Below are 16,081 nucleotides of genomic sequence, written 5' to 3' on the forward strand. Positions count from 1 at the left end.
TAAGCATATTTCAATAGCGCAACTATTGCGCTCGGTGCGAGTCATCAGGAAAGAGATTTCCTACTACCTTCGCATTTTTTTGATAAGAGCCGCTTTGGGAATAAGGGTGTTATTGATGCAGTTAAAATTGAAATCTACAGAAGAAGATAAAGATAAAAAAAAGCCAGGACGACTCAATCCGTCCCGAATCCGGGATCACTTGGCAAATGAGCGTACCTACCTCGCTTGGATGCGAACAGGGATCGCTCTTTTAGGTTTTGGTGTCGTGATTGTGCGTTTGCGTGCCTTCCAAGTACCTTTGATACCCCGTCCTGGCAACGGCTGGAAGTTAGGTTTAGTCTTCTCACTGGTGGGTTTGATTACAGTATGGCTCTCAACGGCCCACTATTTTGCAGTCCGTCGTGATATCGAAGAAGATACTTATGAACCAACAGACCGATGGGTGTTGTTATTCAGTCTTGCTGTGATGATTCTTGGAGCTGGAGTAATCTATTTTGTTTTTACAACTTCTTTAGATCCATCAAGTCCACTTATGCCTGAGTGATGAGTGCTGAGTAAAAAGATGAGTACTTAGTACTTTCGCACTCAGTTTTTTCAAAACCGCACCTTATACAATTGGAATAATTCCCCTTGTTTCTGCGAAATTACTTTAGCACCAGCCGCCTTAATGGTTTTTTCCCACTCAGTTACAGGCTCTAAAAACACCTCAGCCCCCAAATAGGTTTCCAGAACAGCCCAATCTTCTGCTAGAGGCTGTTCTGGGTTGAGGATGTCAAATACCAAATGTCCGCCTGGCTTTAAGACTCGCTTAACTTCAGCCAGTACTGCATTCCAGTATTCTAGTGGAAAATAGCAGCTAAATCCTGTTGCGATCGCAAGGTCAAACTGCTCTGGTGAATAGTTTAACTGATGGGCTACTCCCAACTCAACACCTTTGAACAGCTTAGAATTCAACTGTGGCCCGCGAGAATTAAGGGTATCCCGTGCCACATTACTAATTTCTTGCCCATGAAAAAATGCTTGCCAATCCCGCCAAGGATAGATTAAAAAGCTGATCCCACAGCCGATATCTATACAGTGTTGGTTTTTTTGAGGTTTAGCAATTTCCCAGAAAGGGGAAGCAATTCTCCCTGCAAAACTGCCTCCAATCCACTCGCGGAATATGGGCATCGCCTGAACTTCGGCTGGGAGTTCAAAGGTTTCACGTTGATATTCTCGGTTAAAGCGATAGGCTATTTGGGCTAATCTTTCGTCCCAATTGGTTGATTTGGCTGAAGTAAAGAGATTTTGGAACTGCGAATCAGACTTTTTAGACATTAGGTTTTTGCTACTCTTTCTCAGAATTGTAGTCAAATTCGCATTGTGATGTCTGTTGCGTCTGGGCGTAACTATAGGAATCCGGTTTGATTTTGAGAAAAGAAACGTAGGGGAGCCAGCGTGGTCTTGGGGGTTTCCCCCATGAGCGACTGGCGTGGGTTAGGGGGGATTTAAAAGTGTCTAAAGTCACAGTGAAAAACTTGTTCATTCAACCTCTAAGAATGATAAATAGTTGTGTAGCAACTATTTTCTGCTTACGCCTATGAATAAACTTGAAGCTTTAAGTAGTCATCAATTAAAAGTTTCATTCATCCGCTGTTCTAAAGCTTCTAATAAACCATCTACATCCTTCCCAATTTGCTCAAAACAAATGGGTGGCGCGGGTTCTGGTGCAAACTGAATTAACTTAATTTCACCCTTACCAATCCCAATCATCACAACTTCCAGTTCAGGTTTATGATTCTCGACAATTCCCAATATTTCCTGAAGCCGATTTTCAACTTTAATATTTAAATTCTCTATCTGCTCTTTCGGACAATAAACAAAATGCGGCGTTGGTTGCAAATCAATACCAACAGTACCCTGACTGTCACCATTTGCTAACCACAATCCCCAAAACAGCGCCGCCAAGTCCTGCTGATTTGCTTTTACAAATCTATCCAACTGGCCACGCCACTTGTTATCACCTGATTCTGGTTGGTTATTGCCAAAAAACATAAATAATTTGTAATTTGTAATTCGTAATTGAGACAGAAATAAGGCGCGAAACTTATCTAAAACCCGATTGTACCGCCAGAGACTAAAATAAATCCGCGATTTATCCGGCAATTGCTCATGGGTTCCCGACTCTACTAATTTCCCATGTTCTATGACATAAATGCAATCAGTATTGCGGATGGTAGAAAATTATAGTTCTATCTACTGTAATCTGTTCGCGCGATCGCCCGCTACAAGTTAATAACAATATAATTTTGACTTTTTTCGGAGATGTCTATAATAAAGGAGCTTTTCCCTCCAGGCTCTTTGAGGTTCCGGGCATTATGCTTAATTTCCCGGATTATGACATCTATCTGTCTATTAACAAATTGTCTATGAGAGTTGAAATGGAATATGGCAATATCTGATATCCTCCAAGAACCACAGCGTCTGGATCGTTTATTTAGTGGACTGCGTGGTGATTTGACGGGAGGACTGACAGCAGCAGTAGTAGCCTTGCCTTTAGCTTTAGCTTTTGCAGTGGCAAGTGGAGTAGAACCAAAAGCTGGGCTTTACACGGCTATTGTAGCAGGAATTGTAGCGGCAATTTTTGGTGGTTCCTCAGTACAGATTACAGGCCCAACAGGTGCAATGGCTGTGATTTTGGTGGGAATTGTCGCCAAGTATGGCATTGAGAAAGTTTGGATTGCTGGGGTAATGGCTGGGATTATTCAGGTTGCCTTGGGGGTTGCCAAACTTGGACAGCTAGTGAAGTTTATTCCCTATCCAGTGACAGCAGGCTTTACCAATGGTATTGCCGTGATTATATTTTGTGGTCAGTTAAATAATTTCTTTGGCTTAAAACTACCGCGTAGCGAACATTTTTTGCCAGAAGTTTGGCAAACTGTAAGTCATGTAGAAGCTCTAAACTGGGCTGCTGTTGGGTTGGCAATGGTGGTGATTGCAACCACGGTTTTATGGCCTAGAATCAATACCACAATACCAGGTTCTTTAATGGGGTTGGTCTTGGCAACAGCGATCGCTTCTTATTTCCATCTGGATGTACCCACAATTGGCAGTATTCCGCAATCTTTACCAATGCCCCAAGGTATTCCCCACTGGAATAATTTTAGGTTAATTCGGGAACTGATTAATCCAGCTTTGGCTTTAGCAGCACTGGGCAGTATTGAATCGTTGCTGTCGGCGGTAGTGGCTGATGGGATGACGGTGAGTGAAAAACACAATAGCGATCGCGAATTAATTGGTCAAGGATTGGCAAATATCATTGTGCCATTTTTTGGTGGCATCCCCGCAACAGGTGCGATCGCTCGGACTGTTATCAATGTCCGTTCTGGCGCGAAAACCCGACTATCTGGGGTAATTCACGGCGTTGCTTTAGCCATTATTGTTTTAACTTTAGCACCCCTAGCAGCACAGATTCCTTTAGCTGCACTTGCTGGTATTCTAATGGTCGTTAGCGTGCGGATGATTGAGTGGAAAGCCATTGGTTTATTAATGCGTGCTACCTACTCCGACTTTGGTGTGATGATTCTCACCTGGCTAGTAACAATCTTGTTTGACTTAGTTCTGGCTGTGGAGGTGGGATTGATTGCAGCCGGAGCCTTATTCATCAAACAGATGAGCGATTTAAGCCTAGTCAAAATACCTGAAACTGAAGTATTTCCCCCTGGTACTCCTCTAGAATTAGGTAAGGAAATTGCCGTTTATCGGGTAGATGGCCCCGTATTTTTTGGTGCTGCTGAACGGTTTGCTACCTTTGTCCGCCATCAACCGGAAGTAAAGTATTTAATTCTCCGGTTGCGGTTCGTGCCAAATATGGACACAACTGGGTTAGTAGCCTTAGAGGATATTTACCACGACTTGGAACGGCACGATTGCCGCTTAATTCTCACAGGTTTACAACCCGAAGTCAAACAATTACTAAAACGTTCAGGATTGTTAAAAACAATTGGGTTATCAAATTGTTTTGAAACAACAACAGATGCGATTTGCTCTATCTCTCCTCAGATTGAAGGATGTTCTCAACCGATGGCGGCTGATTTGAAAACTAAAGAATTGATGGAATTAAATGACTGAGAAAATTTTGCCATTAGTCAAAAAATCCTCTGCTCACATTTTTGTCAGATTCACGCTGACTGACATCTCGCCCAGAACTTCAGTTTGGGGCTGATATAGGACTCATATTTGATTTTTGAACAAAACTCAGTACACCTTTATTCCTTCTTCCCAGTCCCCATCGCCCCTAATCCCCAGAGGGGGGCCCGAGTTCCCCAATCCCCAGTCCCTTACCTCTACGAGTGATTCAGAAATCAAATCAGATTGCTATAGCTTGCATTCCACTCAAGTGGACTGAATCGATCGTTTATAGGACTGATGCACACTCGACAAATTTTTCTCTTCTCTACGAGAGGTTATACCAACCAGACGCTACCGTTCGCGTAGTGTCTCGTAGAGAAGGCGACTTGGTGGTAAATTCCAAGTCATCGATCCATACTCGCCTAAAGGTTGATGTTTATTCTATATTTTATGAGATTATGAAAAGAATATGAGAAGATTGACGGCAAAATAAATGGCTCCCCCAGAAAACAAACCTAGCTTACCAGAGGTTCACCGCAGTATTAGAGTCCCTAACAGCAGCAGCTTTTGGCGCAAGATGATGGCTTATACAGGGCCAGGGTATTTGGTTTCAGTGGGATACATCGATCCTGGAAATTGGGCAACAGACATTACTGGGGGGTCAAAGTTTGGGTACACACTATTAACAGTGATCTTGTTGTCGAACCTGATGGCAATATTACTCCAATCATTATGTGTACGTTTGGGAGTTGCTACGGGGCGAGATTTGGCACAGGCTTGTCGGGACTATTTCAGTCCAAGGGTAAGCTTTTGTTTGTGGGTACTGTGTGAGATTGCGATCGCAGCTTGTGACTTAGCAGAACTACTAGGAAGTGCGATCGCCTTACAACTTTTATTTGGTATCCCTTTGATATGGGGTGTTTGCATCACAGCCCTGGATGTTCTAGTATTGTTATTTCTGCAACATAAAGGCTTTCGCTATACAGAAGCTCTGGTAATAATGCTAGTAGCAACAGTAGGCATCTGCTTTACAGCAGAAATTCTCTTTTCTCGTCCCGATCTGGGGGGTATTTTATTGGGATATCTACCCAAAAAAGAGATTTTACAAAATCCCGAAATGCTCTATATTGCTATCGGTATTTTAGGGGCAACAGTGATGCCTCACAACTTATATTTACACTCCTCAATTGTGCAAACCCGTGATTGGCAACCTAATACTGAAAAAAGGTGGGAAGCAATTAAGTTTGGCACAATTGATTCAACTTTTGCTTTGTCCTTAGCACTATTTATTAACTCAGCAATTTTAATTGTGTCTGCTGCAACATTTCATTTTTCTGGTAATCAGAATGTAGCAGAAATTCAAGATGCTTATAAATTACTTTCGCCAGTGTTAGGAGTTAGTTTTGCCAGTGCTATTTTTGGTATTGCCTTACTTGCTTCTGGACAAAGTTCAACGCTGACTGCAACCCTGGCAGGACAAATTGTTATGGAAGGCTTTTTACAATTTCGCTTTCCATCTTGGTTACGCCGTTTAATAACCCGTTTGCTTGCCATCATTCCAGCGATAATTACCATCATTATTTTTGGCGAACATAGTACAAGTAGCCTGATAGTTTTCAGTCAAGTTATCCTCAGCTTACAGTTACCATTTGCAGTGATTCCATTGGTGATGTTTACGAGTAATCGCCGCTTGATGGGTGAGTTTGTGAATCCCTTATGGTTAAAATCTTTAGCTTGGTTAGTTGCTATTATTATCGTTGGTTTAAATATTTGGTTGCTATTACAAAGTATTTTGGGATGAAAGCCTTGTTCATCCCTGCTTCAGATCGGGTTCAGCAGAATTATTGACTATGCCAAAGATTCAGATTAACGGGATTGATTTGTTTTACGATATTAAGGGAACAGGTGAGCCTTTGCTCTTAATAGCTGGCTTCCTTTGCGATCGTGCCTATTGGTCACTGCTCATGCCATCACTGGTTTCACAATATCAAGTGATTCGCTTAGACAACCGAGGTATGGGGCAAAGTTCTGCTCCCGAAACCCCCTATAGTCTGAAACAGATGGCTAATGATGTTGCAGCATTGCTTGACCATCTTGCGATCGATAAGGTGCATCTAGCAGGTCATTCAATGGGTGGTCAGATAGCGCAAGAATTAGTGTTAGCACATCCTGAAAAGGTACAAAGTCTGATGCTACTTTCATCCTTGGCAAAGGGCGATCGATTATTTAACAGCATCATTGAGACTTGGGGCGATCTCTGCGGTCATGTAGACTTGAAACTTTATGAAAAAGTCATATTACCCTGGATATTTACAGATACCTTCTACGCGATTCCTGGGATGATTGAAGGTCTAATCGAATTTGCAATCAGATATCCTTTCCCACCAGCGACTCATTCACTCCATCATCATAGTCGAGCTATACTTGACTTTGACACAACAGACCGCCTTCAAGAAATTCATTGTCCTACCCTAGTTCTAGTTGGGAAACAAGACATTCTTACCCCCCTAAAGTTTTCTCAGCAACTTGTCCAAGGGATTCCCAACGCTGAACTTGTAGTCCTCGACAGTGGTGGTCATGGCTTCTTAGTTGAGTCACCCGATACTGTGATTTCAGCCATGCTTAACTTCCTGCGGAAATTGAAGCCAGCTTACACTATATAGACAATCATATTTGATTTTTGAACAAAATTAGATATTGTCGGGTGTATTAGCGACAGCGTAACGCACCAAGCCCTTGATCCCGCATTTCTCACAAGCTTCAAGGGCGGAGGGGAAAGAACTTGGTATTTGAACTCTCCTCTGCTCCTCTGCTCCCCTGCTCCCCTGCTCCCCTACTCCCCTACTCCCCTGCACAAGGTTTTGAGAAATGTGGTGAGAAATCCGGGTTGATGATGGCGCGTTACGCTGTCGCTAACACAACGCCAGTGACGCTACGCACAGTCGCTACCGCTACCTTCGCGTAGCGTCTTTATCAGGAGAAGGATCTCAATTCGGGAAACCCGCTTACACGACTGGCTCCCCTACGTATCTTTTCAGAAATGAAATACTAGTCCTAATTTATTTATCTTGTTCTAAGTTAGAAAATAGCCTCTGCCAATCGATAGAGTTCACACTATTCTCTCCCTGTTTTACCTCAAAAGTAACATTAGAAGCTGTCGCTATTTTTAGCGCTTGCACGCAAAGTTCTGCCACATCTTCACGGCTGATTTTGCCTTTAAAATTATCGCCTTGCTCGAATATTAATTCCTTACCACCTGATTCCTCAGTTAAAGCACAAGGTCTAATAATCATATAAGGAATTCCACTTTCTCTTAAACTATCTTCTCCCTTCAACTTCCAGGTTAAAATTCCTCCCAATTGGTCATTTAATTTCACTGCTGGCGGTTCTTCATCTAAATTAATCCCAGGGCGACCGGGACGAGTCACGCCTGCTGAACTGACTAAAATAAATTGTGGTAAAGTTGTCCCGCCGTAAGCTTTAATTGATTCCACTTGCAAAGTAAAACCACCGGGAGAAAATTTAGGATTCAAAGCCCCATCATATTCAAATTTGCTCAACATCAGTTGGAACGAACAAATTCTACTCTGCTCAATTGGCGGCGCATCTTTGACAACTTTTGCCCGAAAAACGGGAATTAAATCTGCAAAGGGAATGTGAACATCTATCCAGGTATTAGCTACAGTGTCAAAAGAATAGCTGTAGCCTATGCCATCCCATGTTGTATCTGTCCGTAAAAAGATTTTATAACGCTGACCGTCACCTTTAACGCGCAATTTCACACCTTCATGACTAGATAAGTTGAAGGGTGGATCAAAATTCTTAGTTCTGACAGAAGCAAATCCGCCAGAGTTAGCAGTGGAGACATTACCAGCAAATAAAGCTGTATTTTCTACTAATTGGATATTACTAGCACTCACACCACCCATGACAACATCATCCAGCGCCCCCCAGTTGTCTTTTAATTCTGCTGATGGCTTTGTGAAATCAAATATTAGTTTTTCGTTTGCTTGAGGTAAATATTTTGTAGCCGCTTGGACTAAGTTTTTAACACCTTGATATTCTACATTTTCTGGGGTGTCGCCAACAATTTCAGGCTGGTAAAATTTAACACCTTGATAATATTTTGCTCTATCTGCTGTGTCTCCCTCAACTGGTTGTACACGCACTGCTGTACAACAAACAACAGCTTGGGTATCAGCCATTACTAAAGAAGTTAAGGTTTCTGGTTGTGTGATATCCGCAACAACTAAGTCTATATCATTACCAAGAATTGACCGCGCTTTGTCAATGTCTCGAACTAAGGCGCGAACTTTATAACCCTGTTGGAGCGATCGCTGCACGACTCGTTTACCTACACCACCTGTTGCACCTGCTACTAGTATTACACCCATGTTTTTCCCTCCATTGGGTCTATCTTGATTATCCTTCGGACGACCTTGGATTAACTGCTGTACCCAGTTAAGGAAAGGAATTACCTCAAAGTAAGTCAGGGTTTCGATAAACCTGCCTAAATCCCATTGAGAACGATTTTTGTCAGTCATATTTGCGTCCTCATAACTTTCTTAAGTCTAGCCCAATGTCTGTTTCTCCAAATCCTCCGGTACTCAGAATTTTGCTTTATTTAGAGGACAATGGAAAGGAGATACCTGTAAGCTATTCCCTCCAATGAGGGAGACTAGCTACAATCAAGCCAAATAATTTGGTATTCCATATAATACCGATAGCGAGTATTTGAGCGTCATAGCCCATCGTAAATATCGCTCAATCACGTAGGATACTTAATTAGGTGTTCCCAATCAAACGGTAGTTTACTTATGAGCCAACTTGAAGACATTCAAGCTGAGTACGAAAAGTTTCCTGAAGAATTTGAGAGTGTAATCATTAGCACCGTTAGCGCCCAGGCAATACCCAATGCTAGTTATGCTCCTTTAGTAATGGATGATTCCAAGAATATCTACATTTATGTTAGTGGTCTTTCAACTCATACTAAAAATCTCTATGCTAATCCTCATGTTAGTGTCTTGTTTATCGAGGATGAAGCCAAGAGTAATCTCATTTTTGCCCGTCGTCGTTTGAGTTTTGATTGTACCGCAACTTTGATAGAACGTGAAACTGACAAGTGGAATCAAATAGTTGAGCAATTTCAAGGGCGGTTTGGTCAAATTATCGAGGTTTTGCGTGGCTTGTCTGACTTTCGGATTTTCCAACTAACTCCTAGTGAAGGTCGTTTTGTAGTTGGTTTTGGGGGAGCGTATCACATCAGTGGTGATAACCTCCAGCAACTTGTTCAGATCGCAGGAGATGCTGACAAAAAGCAGGGATAAATTATGAATTATGTCTGTAATTTTGGTAAGCGTTCAGGGGGTGTAAAGAACACAAAAACAACCCCAAAAATTAAGTAATAAATGGTTATATTCTGTGTGGTACGTAATTGGTATTCGGTTGAGTTTTTCGGATAGAAAGCTATTGAAAAACCTGCCAATCTTTTGAAAAGACTAGCAGGCATGGCTTATCATCAATCGGAGCGGCGGGATTCGAACCCACGACCTCCACTACCCCAAAGTGGCGCGCTACCAAGCTGCGCTACGCCCCGGTCAGAATTACAATCATATAGCAAAGCTCTAGGATAATCAAGAGGCAAATTTAAAAAACTTTAAGCATTTCAGTAGCTTGCAGTAAATCTGGAACAGCAGAAGCATCCCATTTACCCTCTACACATCGCCCTGTATTCAAGATGAAGCGCAGACTGTAATCATCAGGATAGCCTTCCACTTCCATCCATAACAAATCGCTTTCGGCTTCACAAGCAATTTTTTCCTCTTCCATTAATTCAGTTGCAAGTTGCTTCATGGTGTCTGCTAACTGTGCTAGTAGACGGCAAAAATCATTCAACTCGGCTTCAGTTAACTCAATCGCCCAATTATCTGTACCGACTAAACCTTTAAATTCAGGTGCATCGGGATTCCAGCCAATACGCCAGCCAGATCCGGTTTTGATAACGCGTTCCATAATTAGTTAGGAGTTCACAACTCACAATTCCTAACTTTCGCACTATCTCAGTAGTTCAGCACCTCCTCGTTGGGGTGACTGTGGAGTAGTTGATTTACTAGGAGTAGCTATGGTGTCAGGACTGGGGGATAGGGTATTTTGGGAAGTGGGGTTAAATATATTTACTAAGACTTGTACTAGGGCATCTCGCTGACTGCGAGTAAGACGTGCGATCACAGCTTTATCGCCATCAATGGGATTTTTCTGTAGTGAATCATTGCCTGGATAGGTATTATCATACATAATTTCATTCGCACCCAGGTAATCAGCTAAAGTCAGCTTCCAATCTAAGCGATAAATTGGCGCACGCCCTTTGGTATAAACGTGATATCTAATCAGGCGATTTACTAGGGTGTTAGTTTCAGCAACTTTCCCATTTTCTTTGCTGATATACTTGTTTTCCCGTGGTAAATCTGGCAATTGCTGATAAACTAGCTGCCAAACATCGCTAGGAGTGATTCTCTGAGCATAAGCAGGTTGGATACTAAATAAATTTCGATGTAGTGATTTACCCACCCCTGAACCCAAAACAGTTACACTCACTACCATTAAGGCAAGTAGTAGCGGTGATTGCTGAGTTACAAGTTTTGAGAGAATTAATCTAGGTAGAATTTTTTTCTTGCTCATAGAACGATATCTTGAAATGAGAGTGCTATCACACTGTATTTTTCCTCAGCATGGGCTAAACACCCCGCTAACGCTAACAGCACTCTCAACCCATTACTGTTTTTATAATTCGCCAATAATCTCTGGCTGAGTCAATTCATCAGACATTTCGATAATTGCTCTTAGAACTGGCTTCATCATCGCATCTTCGTTATTTTCAAAATCTTCATAACGCCGACGTTTAGCACGATTTGCCACCTGAACCGTAATGCGGTAACGATTTGAGGCTGCACTAATCAGATCCTCAGCACGATGCATAATCTGAGACTGAGTTGTCTCGAACTTAGAACGCTTTAGCATAATTCAGTGGTTCTTGGGGTCATTCACCAGTGTAGCAGTACTGAGAAATCTGTTGCCGTGTATTTAATCGCCAGCAACCTCTCTGTTGATAGAGGCTAAAAACCTTCTAGTCAATTTATAAGTTACTTATGTACTCCTGACTAAAGTCACATATCCTTATGGCTGACCTTGTGCAAACTGCTATCAACGCGGGAAACTTCAATACCCTGGTGAAGGCTGCTACAGCTGCAAATCTTATAGAAATTCTCAAGAGTCCTGGTTCTTTCACACTATTTGCACCAACTGACGAAGCCTTTGCCAATCTGCCACAAGGAACTTTAGATTCGCTACTAAAAGATATCCCCAAGCTCCAGAAAATTGTGGCGTATCATATCGTTAGTGGTGATGTTCGGTCTGATGATTTGCTAGAGATTAATGAGGCAGAGACGCTAGAGGGGTCAATTGTAGCGATTGAATCTGCCGACGGCAAAATTAAAGTAAATAGCGCCAATATCCTCAAAACAGACATTCTGACAGACAATGGCGCGATCCATATTATTGATGCAGTGTTGATGCCTGCAATGGTAGCAGGGAGGTAAGGACAGGGGAGTAGGTGAGAAGTTGCAGTAAGTCTTTCCCCTTTTTATTTCCATCCTTTCTGCTTCTTGCTTAGTACTGTGAGCATTTCATGTCTTTAGACCAACGATAGATTTTCTTGGAGACACTAGCCCCAAAAGACACAAGCACTTAACTTTATCTACACAAAACTTAATATTTACTGATTTTAGCCAAATATCCTCTCAGGCATTGCTTTGGGAGGATTTATGCTATTGTTTTAAAAATTTAATCGATGGAAGATGCTTGATTATTATTAACAAAACCTATGAATAGCCTCTACCCTTTGGTAGATTTAACATTGACAATAAATCTTTTTATACAATACGTAGATTATACGGACAATGCCCCAGGTAGTTTTAGTTAACCCACAAATTCCTCCTAATACAGGTAATATTGCCCGTACTTGTGCCGCGACAGGTACGGAGTTGCATTTGGTAGGGCCATTGGGGTTTGAAATTAGCGATCGCTACCTCAAAAGAGCCGGTTTGGATTACTGGCCTTATGTCAAACTGCACTATCACGAATCCCTAGAAGCCTTTCAAATCGTACATCAAGAGCGGGGAGGCAGATGGTTAGGTTATACCGTTGGTGGAAATTTTAATTATGTAAACTTTCAATTTCAAGCCGATGATTGGCTACTCTTTGGTAGTGAAACTACGGGCTTACCACCAACAATTTTGTCAGATTGCGATGCTACTCTGTATATTCCCATGAGTCAACCAGGGGTTCGCAGCTTAAATCTGTCAGTAAGTGTAGCAATTGGCTTATTTGAAACCCGTCGTCAGTTAGGCTATCTACAATAGTTTTTTACCTTCATGATTATAAGTATATTTACTTATAATATCCAAAAACATCTATATTAGGCGAGGGAATTGTGACAGCAAAAACTTTCTTGATTCCAGTAAAATATGTAAAAGAATATACCGAAAAATAGGTTTATTCGCAAAATGTAGTGGAAGATACTTACAAAGGGAGCAAGGTTATTATAAGAAATTTATATATAAAACTTGAGATAATGCCAAATTTGAATGATAGATTTTGATGAATTTGAAGCATCTTCAATGAGGAGTAAAAGCGCTACAATCCAGTGAGGTAATGCACTTAAACTATCTGAGCTTGATGAACGCCAGAAAGCAGCCTAAAAGTAGCTGATAGTTAATACGGTTGTTTTTTAGGGAATAATCAACGTAAAGTCTCGTGTTGAGAAGACTGATTGGGTAGAAATATCTTGAAGATATCTACAGCAGGGGACATGATTTTTCCAGAAGTCGCAGCAATTTCATCTCGGCAGCGACTATAGACTTGGCAAATAATTTGTCTAGTCCCCGCGATTGACGCAAGACAAACGCGGATAATGGTGAAGAGTAAAACGTCCTAAGTGGTGTTAGGAGTGGTTCGGACAAGTAAACACAGCAAACTTTAAGTTTTGCTAATACATGTAAACTTGTCTAAATCAGAGAAGCAGGTTAATCTTGCGTAAGCATCTCTGGTGAATGCGATCTCGATCTATCATTCGTTGCGATCTAAATCATTGACTAAGATCCAACTGAAAAATCGAGGTCAATTAAGCGCTAGTGATCGTAGGAGGTCGTCTTTGAAACGAGCATTAAAAAAGAGAGTAAAAGCTGTGTTGAACAATAACCCCAGCAGCGATGATGCCCCGGTAGAAGTGCTAAATGTGATGAATCCAAAAGTTAACCGCCGGGTGCGGACAAAAGCTGCCATGATTGGCTTGGCAATCTCTATGGGAGCAACCAGCCTTTTGGTGACTCGACAAAGCGATCAAGCCCAAGCAGCGGTGCCAGTAGGCAGCCAAAAGGCAACCTCAGCCATTTCTGCTGTTCCTGACACTGAGGTGAAATTTGCCTCCACAAAGCTGGAATCCCATGCAGTCTCATCAGCGAGCGTGCCGGAAAATCCCGTTATTGTGGAACCAACGGCAGTCTCACAAGTGCCTGGGCTTGAAGCTAAATGGCAAGTCGCTACAAATAAAATGTCTTTGCAGCTTCCTGCATCAGAAACATTATCCCCAGCAACAGCCAGTTATAAAAATTCCACCAACCTAAAGCCGCAACTGGCACAGGGATTGAACAACACATTAGCCGAGACTAGTTTCCCAACAGTCAATAATCTGTCTGACTCTAGTGCCAATGGTGTTGCTAGTACAAATATATCACTGAATGCCCAGTCACAAACAGTGGCAACATCTGGTGCCGTCAACAGTGAAATAAATGCACAACTTAAAGCGCAACAAGAGTTTGCACTGAATCGCTTACAAGAAAAATCTAATCGGTTAAAAAACAGTCTGGCACAGTTGCAGTCAGGGGAAATTGCAAACTCATCACCAGTTGATACTGCTTTGGCGCAACCGACGACTGTAGTTGAAAAAACTGTATTAGCCCAGTCCGACGCTTCTGGCGATGCAAGCAAAGCGAACTTGATATCGAAGTTAAAACAGAAGACACAGACTAGTGCGATTGTACCAGTACCAGTTACACCAACAGTTATTGCGTCCTCGGCTCGAACATCTTATGAAGTTAAGCCTGGAGATACACTAGCAGCGATCGCCAGCAAATACAATACTTCAGTATCAGAAATAGTTAAGGCAAATAACCTCAATAACCCCAATGAACTGCGAATTAGTCAACAACTAATTATTCCTGCTGTTCAAGTTGAGGCAACTGTAGCAAGTAAACCTACAGTAGCGAGTAAACCTACTTTTGTAGAGTCCAAGAAAACTCCAAAGGTAGCTACCTCCCCTGTAAACACCTCCCCTGTAAACATTGGTAATGCTAACTCCTATTTACCATCGACTTCACAATTACCATCTATTGCCGACAACAGCAGCATTGCCGTCCCGACATCGGTAATTGCGAATAATCCGGTTCAGGCAAATAGTGCCACAGACTTAGAAGTAGCCCCTACCACTACTAGGTCTTATGGTGTGGGTGGTGAAGATCCAGTGCCAACAGCTTTTGCCCAAATGCAACAGCCTAAAATACCAGCAAATAGGGTCGCAAGGGGAAATAATAGCGATCGTTTGCAGGGCTTGCAAGCGGAAATTCAGAGATTACAGCAGAAATATCGCGCCCAACAGTCTGGTAACTTAGTTGTCCCAGTAGCTAGCGAAACTAAGAATGCTGCAATGCTCACTCCTATTTCTACCCCCAATAATTTCACAGTACCCAATTTTGCAGTTCGACCGAATAGTGTAGCAATACCAATTCCAGTTCCTACACCAATTAGGTCTAACTATAGCGTTCAGCCAGTTAAACCCCAATTTAGTACTGCTGTCCGTTCTACCGAACCAGTAAACCCAGAGTTCTTGCCTAATCTCGGTTCTGCTAGTAAGTGGACTCCCTCTGGCACTCAATCTGCCACAAGAGTTGCAACGCCTTCTGGAAGAGCAAATGCCTCTGAATTATTAGGAATGATGCGGGGAAGGACAGTTTCTCCACAGGTAATACCACCTTTGGCAGCAGTGGATCAATATTTGCCAAGACCCATTGACGAACTGACACCTCCTCCATCTACTTCCACCTTAGCTTACATTTGGCCAGCAAAAGGTACCCTAACTTCTGGCTTTGGTATGCGCTGGGGAAGACCGCACAAGGGAATTGATGTTGCTAACTCTACTGGTACGCCAGTAGTTGCTTCAGCTGAGGGGACTATTGAAAAAGCTGGCTGGAACAACGGTGGCTACGGCAACCTTGTTGAAATCCGCCATCCTGATGGCAGCACGACTCGCTATGCTCATAACAGTAAAATTCTGGTGCAACCTGGTCAACAGGTGCATCAAGGAGAAACAATTGCTTTAATGGGCACTACTGGTCATAGCACTGGGCCACACAGCCACTTTGAAATCCATCCAGCAGGTAAGGGTGCTGTTAACCCAATAGCCTTCTTACCATCAAATCGCGTGTAATTTTTGACTGTCTGTAACTAATCGTTGCCTTGTTAGTTGAGGGAGATTATACAGTGCTGAGTACTTTCTACTTTACTCAGCACTAAAGGCTCAGAACTGAGTCCGGTAAACTCCCTCTTTTGCTTTATATGACCTCAATAGAGATGAAAGCTGTAAGAAAATTGCAACATTGGGTATTGTTAAGCAAATTTATATGCTATAGTAGAGAATAGTTTTAGGAAATATGGCTCAGTAGCTCAGTTGGTTAGAGCACGGGACTCATAAGCCTGGGGTCGTTGGTTCAACTCCGACCTGAGCCACTTTAAGAATAACAATAATATAACAGCTTCAGTTTCTAGTCATTGGTGACAAGTTAAGGCAGTAAATCTTTTGTCAAGAGGCTTTCAGAGAATTGTGGAAAAAAAACTGGTCAGACCCTCGTTGAAGATCGGG

Annotated in this window: 14 protein-coding genes, 2 tRNA genes and 1 pseudogene; 9 read left to right on the forward strand and 8 right to left on the reverse strand. The window is 42.3% G+C overall.

Annotated features, from left to right (window positions below; genetic code table 11):
• Positions 1 to 115: 115 nt before the first annotated feature.
• On the forward strand, positions 116 to 544 hold the full coding sequence (locus V7K42_RS06745; RefSeq protein WP_334914689.1) for a YidH family protein: 429 nt from the start codon (positions 116 to 118) through the stop codon (positions 542 to 544).
• Positions 545 to 594: 50 nt separating this feature from the next.
• Here the strand turns inward: V7K42_RS06745 and V7K42_RS06750 are convergent, their stop codons facing one another.
• The 3 genes and pseudogenes from V7K42_RS06750 to V7K42_RS28900 all read right to left on the reverse strand — a co-directional run.
• Positions 595 to 1,317 carry a class I SAM-dependent methyltransferase gene (locus V7K42_RS06750; RefSeq protein ID WP_334914690.1) on the reverse strand — a complete coding sequence of 241 codons (723 nt, stop codon included), beginning with the start codon at positions 1,315 to 1,317 and terminating at the stop codon, positions 595 to 597.
• Between the two features lie 291 nt (positions 1,318 to 1,608).
• Positions 1,609 to 2,034, reverse strand: coding sequence for a beta-carboxysome assembly chaperone CcmS (gene ccmS, locus V7K42_RS06755; protein WP_334914712.1), 426 nt, complete (start codon positions 2,032 to 2,034; stop codon positions 1,609 to 1,611).
• Positions 2,035 to 2,086: 52 nt separating this feature from the next.
• Positions 2,087 to 2,260: pseudogene (locus V7K42_RS28900) on the reverse strand (ABC transporter); the annotation flags it as partial.
• A gap of 167 nt (positions 2,261 to 2,427) precedes the next feature.
• Between V7K42_RS28900 and V7K42_RS06760 the strand changes: the two are divergent.
• The 3 genes from V7K42_RS06760 to V7K42_RS06770 all read left to right on the forward strand — a co-directional run bounded on the left by V7K42_RS06760 (position 2,428) and on the right by V7K42_RS06770 (position 6,773).
• Positions 2,428 to 4,110, forward strand: a complete 1,683-nt coding sequence (locus V7K42_RS06760) for a SulP family inorganic anion transporter (protein ID WP_334914692.1) — start codon at positions 2,428 to 2,430, stop codon at positions 4,108 to 4,110.
• 493 nt (positions 4,111 to 4,603) lie between these two features.
• Positions 4,604 to 5,911, forward strand: a complete 1,308-nt coding sequence (locus tag V7K42_RS06765) for an Nramp family divalent metal transporter (protein WP_334914694.1) — start codon at positions 4,604 to 4,606, stop codon at positions 5,909 to 5,911.
• A 49-nt stretch (positions 5,912 to 5,960) separates the two neighbouring features.
• Positions 5,961 to 6,773, forward strand: coding sequence for an alpha/beta fold hydrolase (locus V7K42_RS06770; RefSeq protein WP_334914696.1), 813 nt, complete (start codon positions 5,961 to 5,963; stop codon positions 6,771 to 6,773).
• A 396-nt stretch (positions 6,774 to 7,169) separates the two neighbouring features.
• Here the strand turns inward: V7K42_RS06770 and V7K42_RS06775 are convergent, their stop codons facing one another.
• Positions 7,170 to 8,654, reverse strand: a complete 1,485-nt coding sequence (locus tag V7K42_RS06775; RefSeq protein WP_334914698.1) for a CIA30 family protein — start codon at positions 8,652 to 8,654, stop codon at positions 7,170 to 7,172.
• Positions 8,655 to 8,927: 273 nt separating this feature from the next.
• Between V7K42_RS06775 and V7K42_RS06780 the strand changes: the two genes are divergently transcribed.
• Complete coding sequence (locus tag V7K42_RS06780) at positions 8,928 to 9,437, forward strand: HugZ family pyridoxamine 5'-phosphate oxidase (protein ID WP_334914700.1); 510 nt, start codon at positions 8,928 to 8,930, stop codon at positions 9,435 to 9,437.
• A gap of 195 nt (positions 9,438 to 9,632) precedes the next feature.
• Here V7K42_RS06780 and V7K42_RS06785 read toward each other — a convergent pair.
• The 4 genes from V7K42_RS06785 to V7K42_RS06800 all read right to left on the reverse strand — a co-directional run bounded on the left by V7K42_RS06785 (position 9,633) and on the right by V7K42_RS06800 (position 11,127).
• A tRNA-Pro gene (locus V7K42_RS06785) sits at positions 9,633 to 9,706 on the reverse strand.
• Between the two features lie 50 nt (positions 9,707 to 9,756).
• A complete protein-coding gene (locus V7K42_RS06790; protein ID WP_334914702.1) occupies positions 9,757 to 10,122 on the reverse strand; it encodes a DUF1818 family protein in 366 nt (121 codons plus the stop codon).
• 42 nt (positions 10,123 to 10,164) lie between these two features.
• A complete protein-coding gene (locus tag V7K42_RS06795) occupies positions 10,165 to 10,710 on the reverse strand; it encodes a hypothetical protein (RefSeq protein WP_334914714.1) in 546 nt (181 codons plus the stop codon).
• Positions 10,711 to 10,890: 180 nt separating this feature from the next.
• Entirely contained in the window at positions 10,891 to 11,127 is a 237-nt protein-coding gene (locus V7K42_RS06800; protein WP_073645038.1) for a DNA-directed RNA polymerase subunit omega, read from the reverse strand.
• A 158-nt stretch (positions 11,128 to 11,285) separates the two neighbouring features.
• Between V7K42_RS06800 and V7K42_RS06805 the strand changes: the two genes are divergently transcribed.
• The 4 genes from V7K42_RS06805 to V7K42_RS06820 all read left to right on the forward strand — a co-directional run bounded on the left by V7K42_RS06805 (position 11,286) and on the right by V7K42_RS06820 (position 15,948).
• The gene (locus V7K42_RS06805) at positions 11,286 to 11,705 is read left to right on the forward strand and encodes a fasciclin domain-containing protein (RefSeq protein WP_334914704.1); all 420 of its coding nucleotides are present in this window, start codon (positions 11,286 to 11,288) and stop codon (positions 11,703 to 11,705) included.
• 360 nt (positions 11,706 to 12,065) lie between these two features.
• Positions 12,066 to 12,527 carry a tRNA (cytidine(34)-2'-O)-methyltransferase gene (locus V7K42_RS06810; RefSeq protein WP_334914706.1) on the forward strand — a complete coding sequence of 154 codons (462 nt, stop codon included), beginning with the start codon at positions 12,066 to 12,068 and terminating at the stop codon, positions 12,525 to 12,527.
• Between the two features lie 791 nt (positions 12,528 to 13,318).
• Positions 13,319 to 15,649 (forward strand): peptidoglycan DD-metalloendopeptidase family protein, encoded by a 2,331-nt coding sequence (locus tag V7K42_RS06815; protein WP_334914708.1) that lies wholly within the window; start codon positions 13,319 to 13,321, stop codon positions 15,647 to 15,649.
• A 225-nt stretch (positions 15,650 to 15,874) separates the two neighbouring features.
• Positions 15,875 to 15,948 (forward strand) — tRNA-Met (locus V7K42_RS06820).
• Positions 15,949 to 16,081: the final 133 nt, after the last annotated feature.

Origin of the sequence: Nostoc sp., assembly GCF_036917455.1 — a bacterium.
Lineage (GTDB): Bacteria > Cyanobacteriota > Cyanobacteriia > Cyanobacteriales > Nostocaceae > Nostoc.

Coding starts and splice junctions, on each gene's coding strand:
- V7K42_RS06745 (WP_334914689.1), top strand. CDS start 116: ATGCAGTTAAAATTGAAATCTACAGAAGAAGATAAAGATAAAAAAAAG.
- V7K42_RS06750 (WP_334914690.1), bottom strand. CDS start 1,317: ATGTCTAAAAAGTCTGATTCGCAGTTCCAAAATCTCTTTACTTCAGCC.
- ccmS (WP_334914712.1), bottom strand. CDS start 2,034: ATGTTTTTTGGCAATAACCAACCAGAATCAGGTGATAACAAGTGGCGT.
- V7K42_RS06760 (WP_334914692.1), top strand. CDS start 2,428: ATGGCAATATCTGATATCCTCCAAGAACCACAGCGTCTGGATCGTTTA.
- V7K42_RS06765 (WP_334914694.1), top strand. CDS start 4,604: ATGGCTCCCCCAGAAAACAAACCTAGCTTACCAGAGGTTCACCGCAGT.
- V7K42_RS06770 (WP_334914696.1), top strand. CDS start 5,961: ATGCCAAAGATTCAGATTAACGGGATTGATTTGTTTTACGATATTAAG.
- V7K42_RS06775 (WP_334914698.1), bottom strand. CDS start 8,654: ATGACTGACAAAAATCGTTCTCAATGGGATTTAGGCAGGTTTATCGAA.
- V7K42_RS06780 (WP_334914700.1), top strand. CDS start 8,928: ATGAGCCAACTTGAAGACATTCAAGCTGAGTACGAAAAGTTTCCTGAA.
- V7K42_RS06790 (WP_334914702.1), bottom strand. CDS start 10,122: ATGGAACGCGTTATCAAAACCGGATCTGGCTGGCGTATTGGCTGGAAT.
- V7K42_RS06795 (WP_334914714.1), bottom strand. CDS start 10,710: ATGGTAGTGAGTGTAACTGTTTTGGGTTCAGGGGTGGGTAAATCACTA.
- V7K42_RS06800 (WP_073645038.1), bottom strand. CDS start 11,127: ATGCTAAAGCGTTCTAAGTTCGAGACAACTCAGTCTCAGATTATGCAT.
- V7K42_RS06805 (WP_334914704.1), top strand. CDS start 11,286: ATGGCTGACCTTGTGCAAACTGCTATCAACGCGGGAAACTTCAATACC.
- V7K42_RS06810 (WP_334914706.1), top strand. CDS start 12,066: ATGCCCCAGGTAGTTTTAGTTAACCCACAAATTCCTCCTAATACAGGT.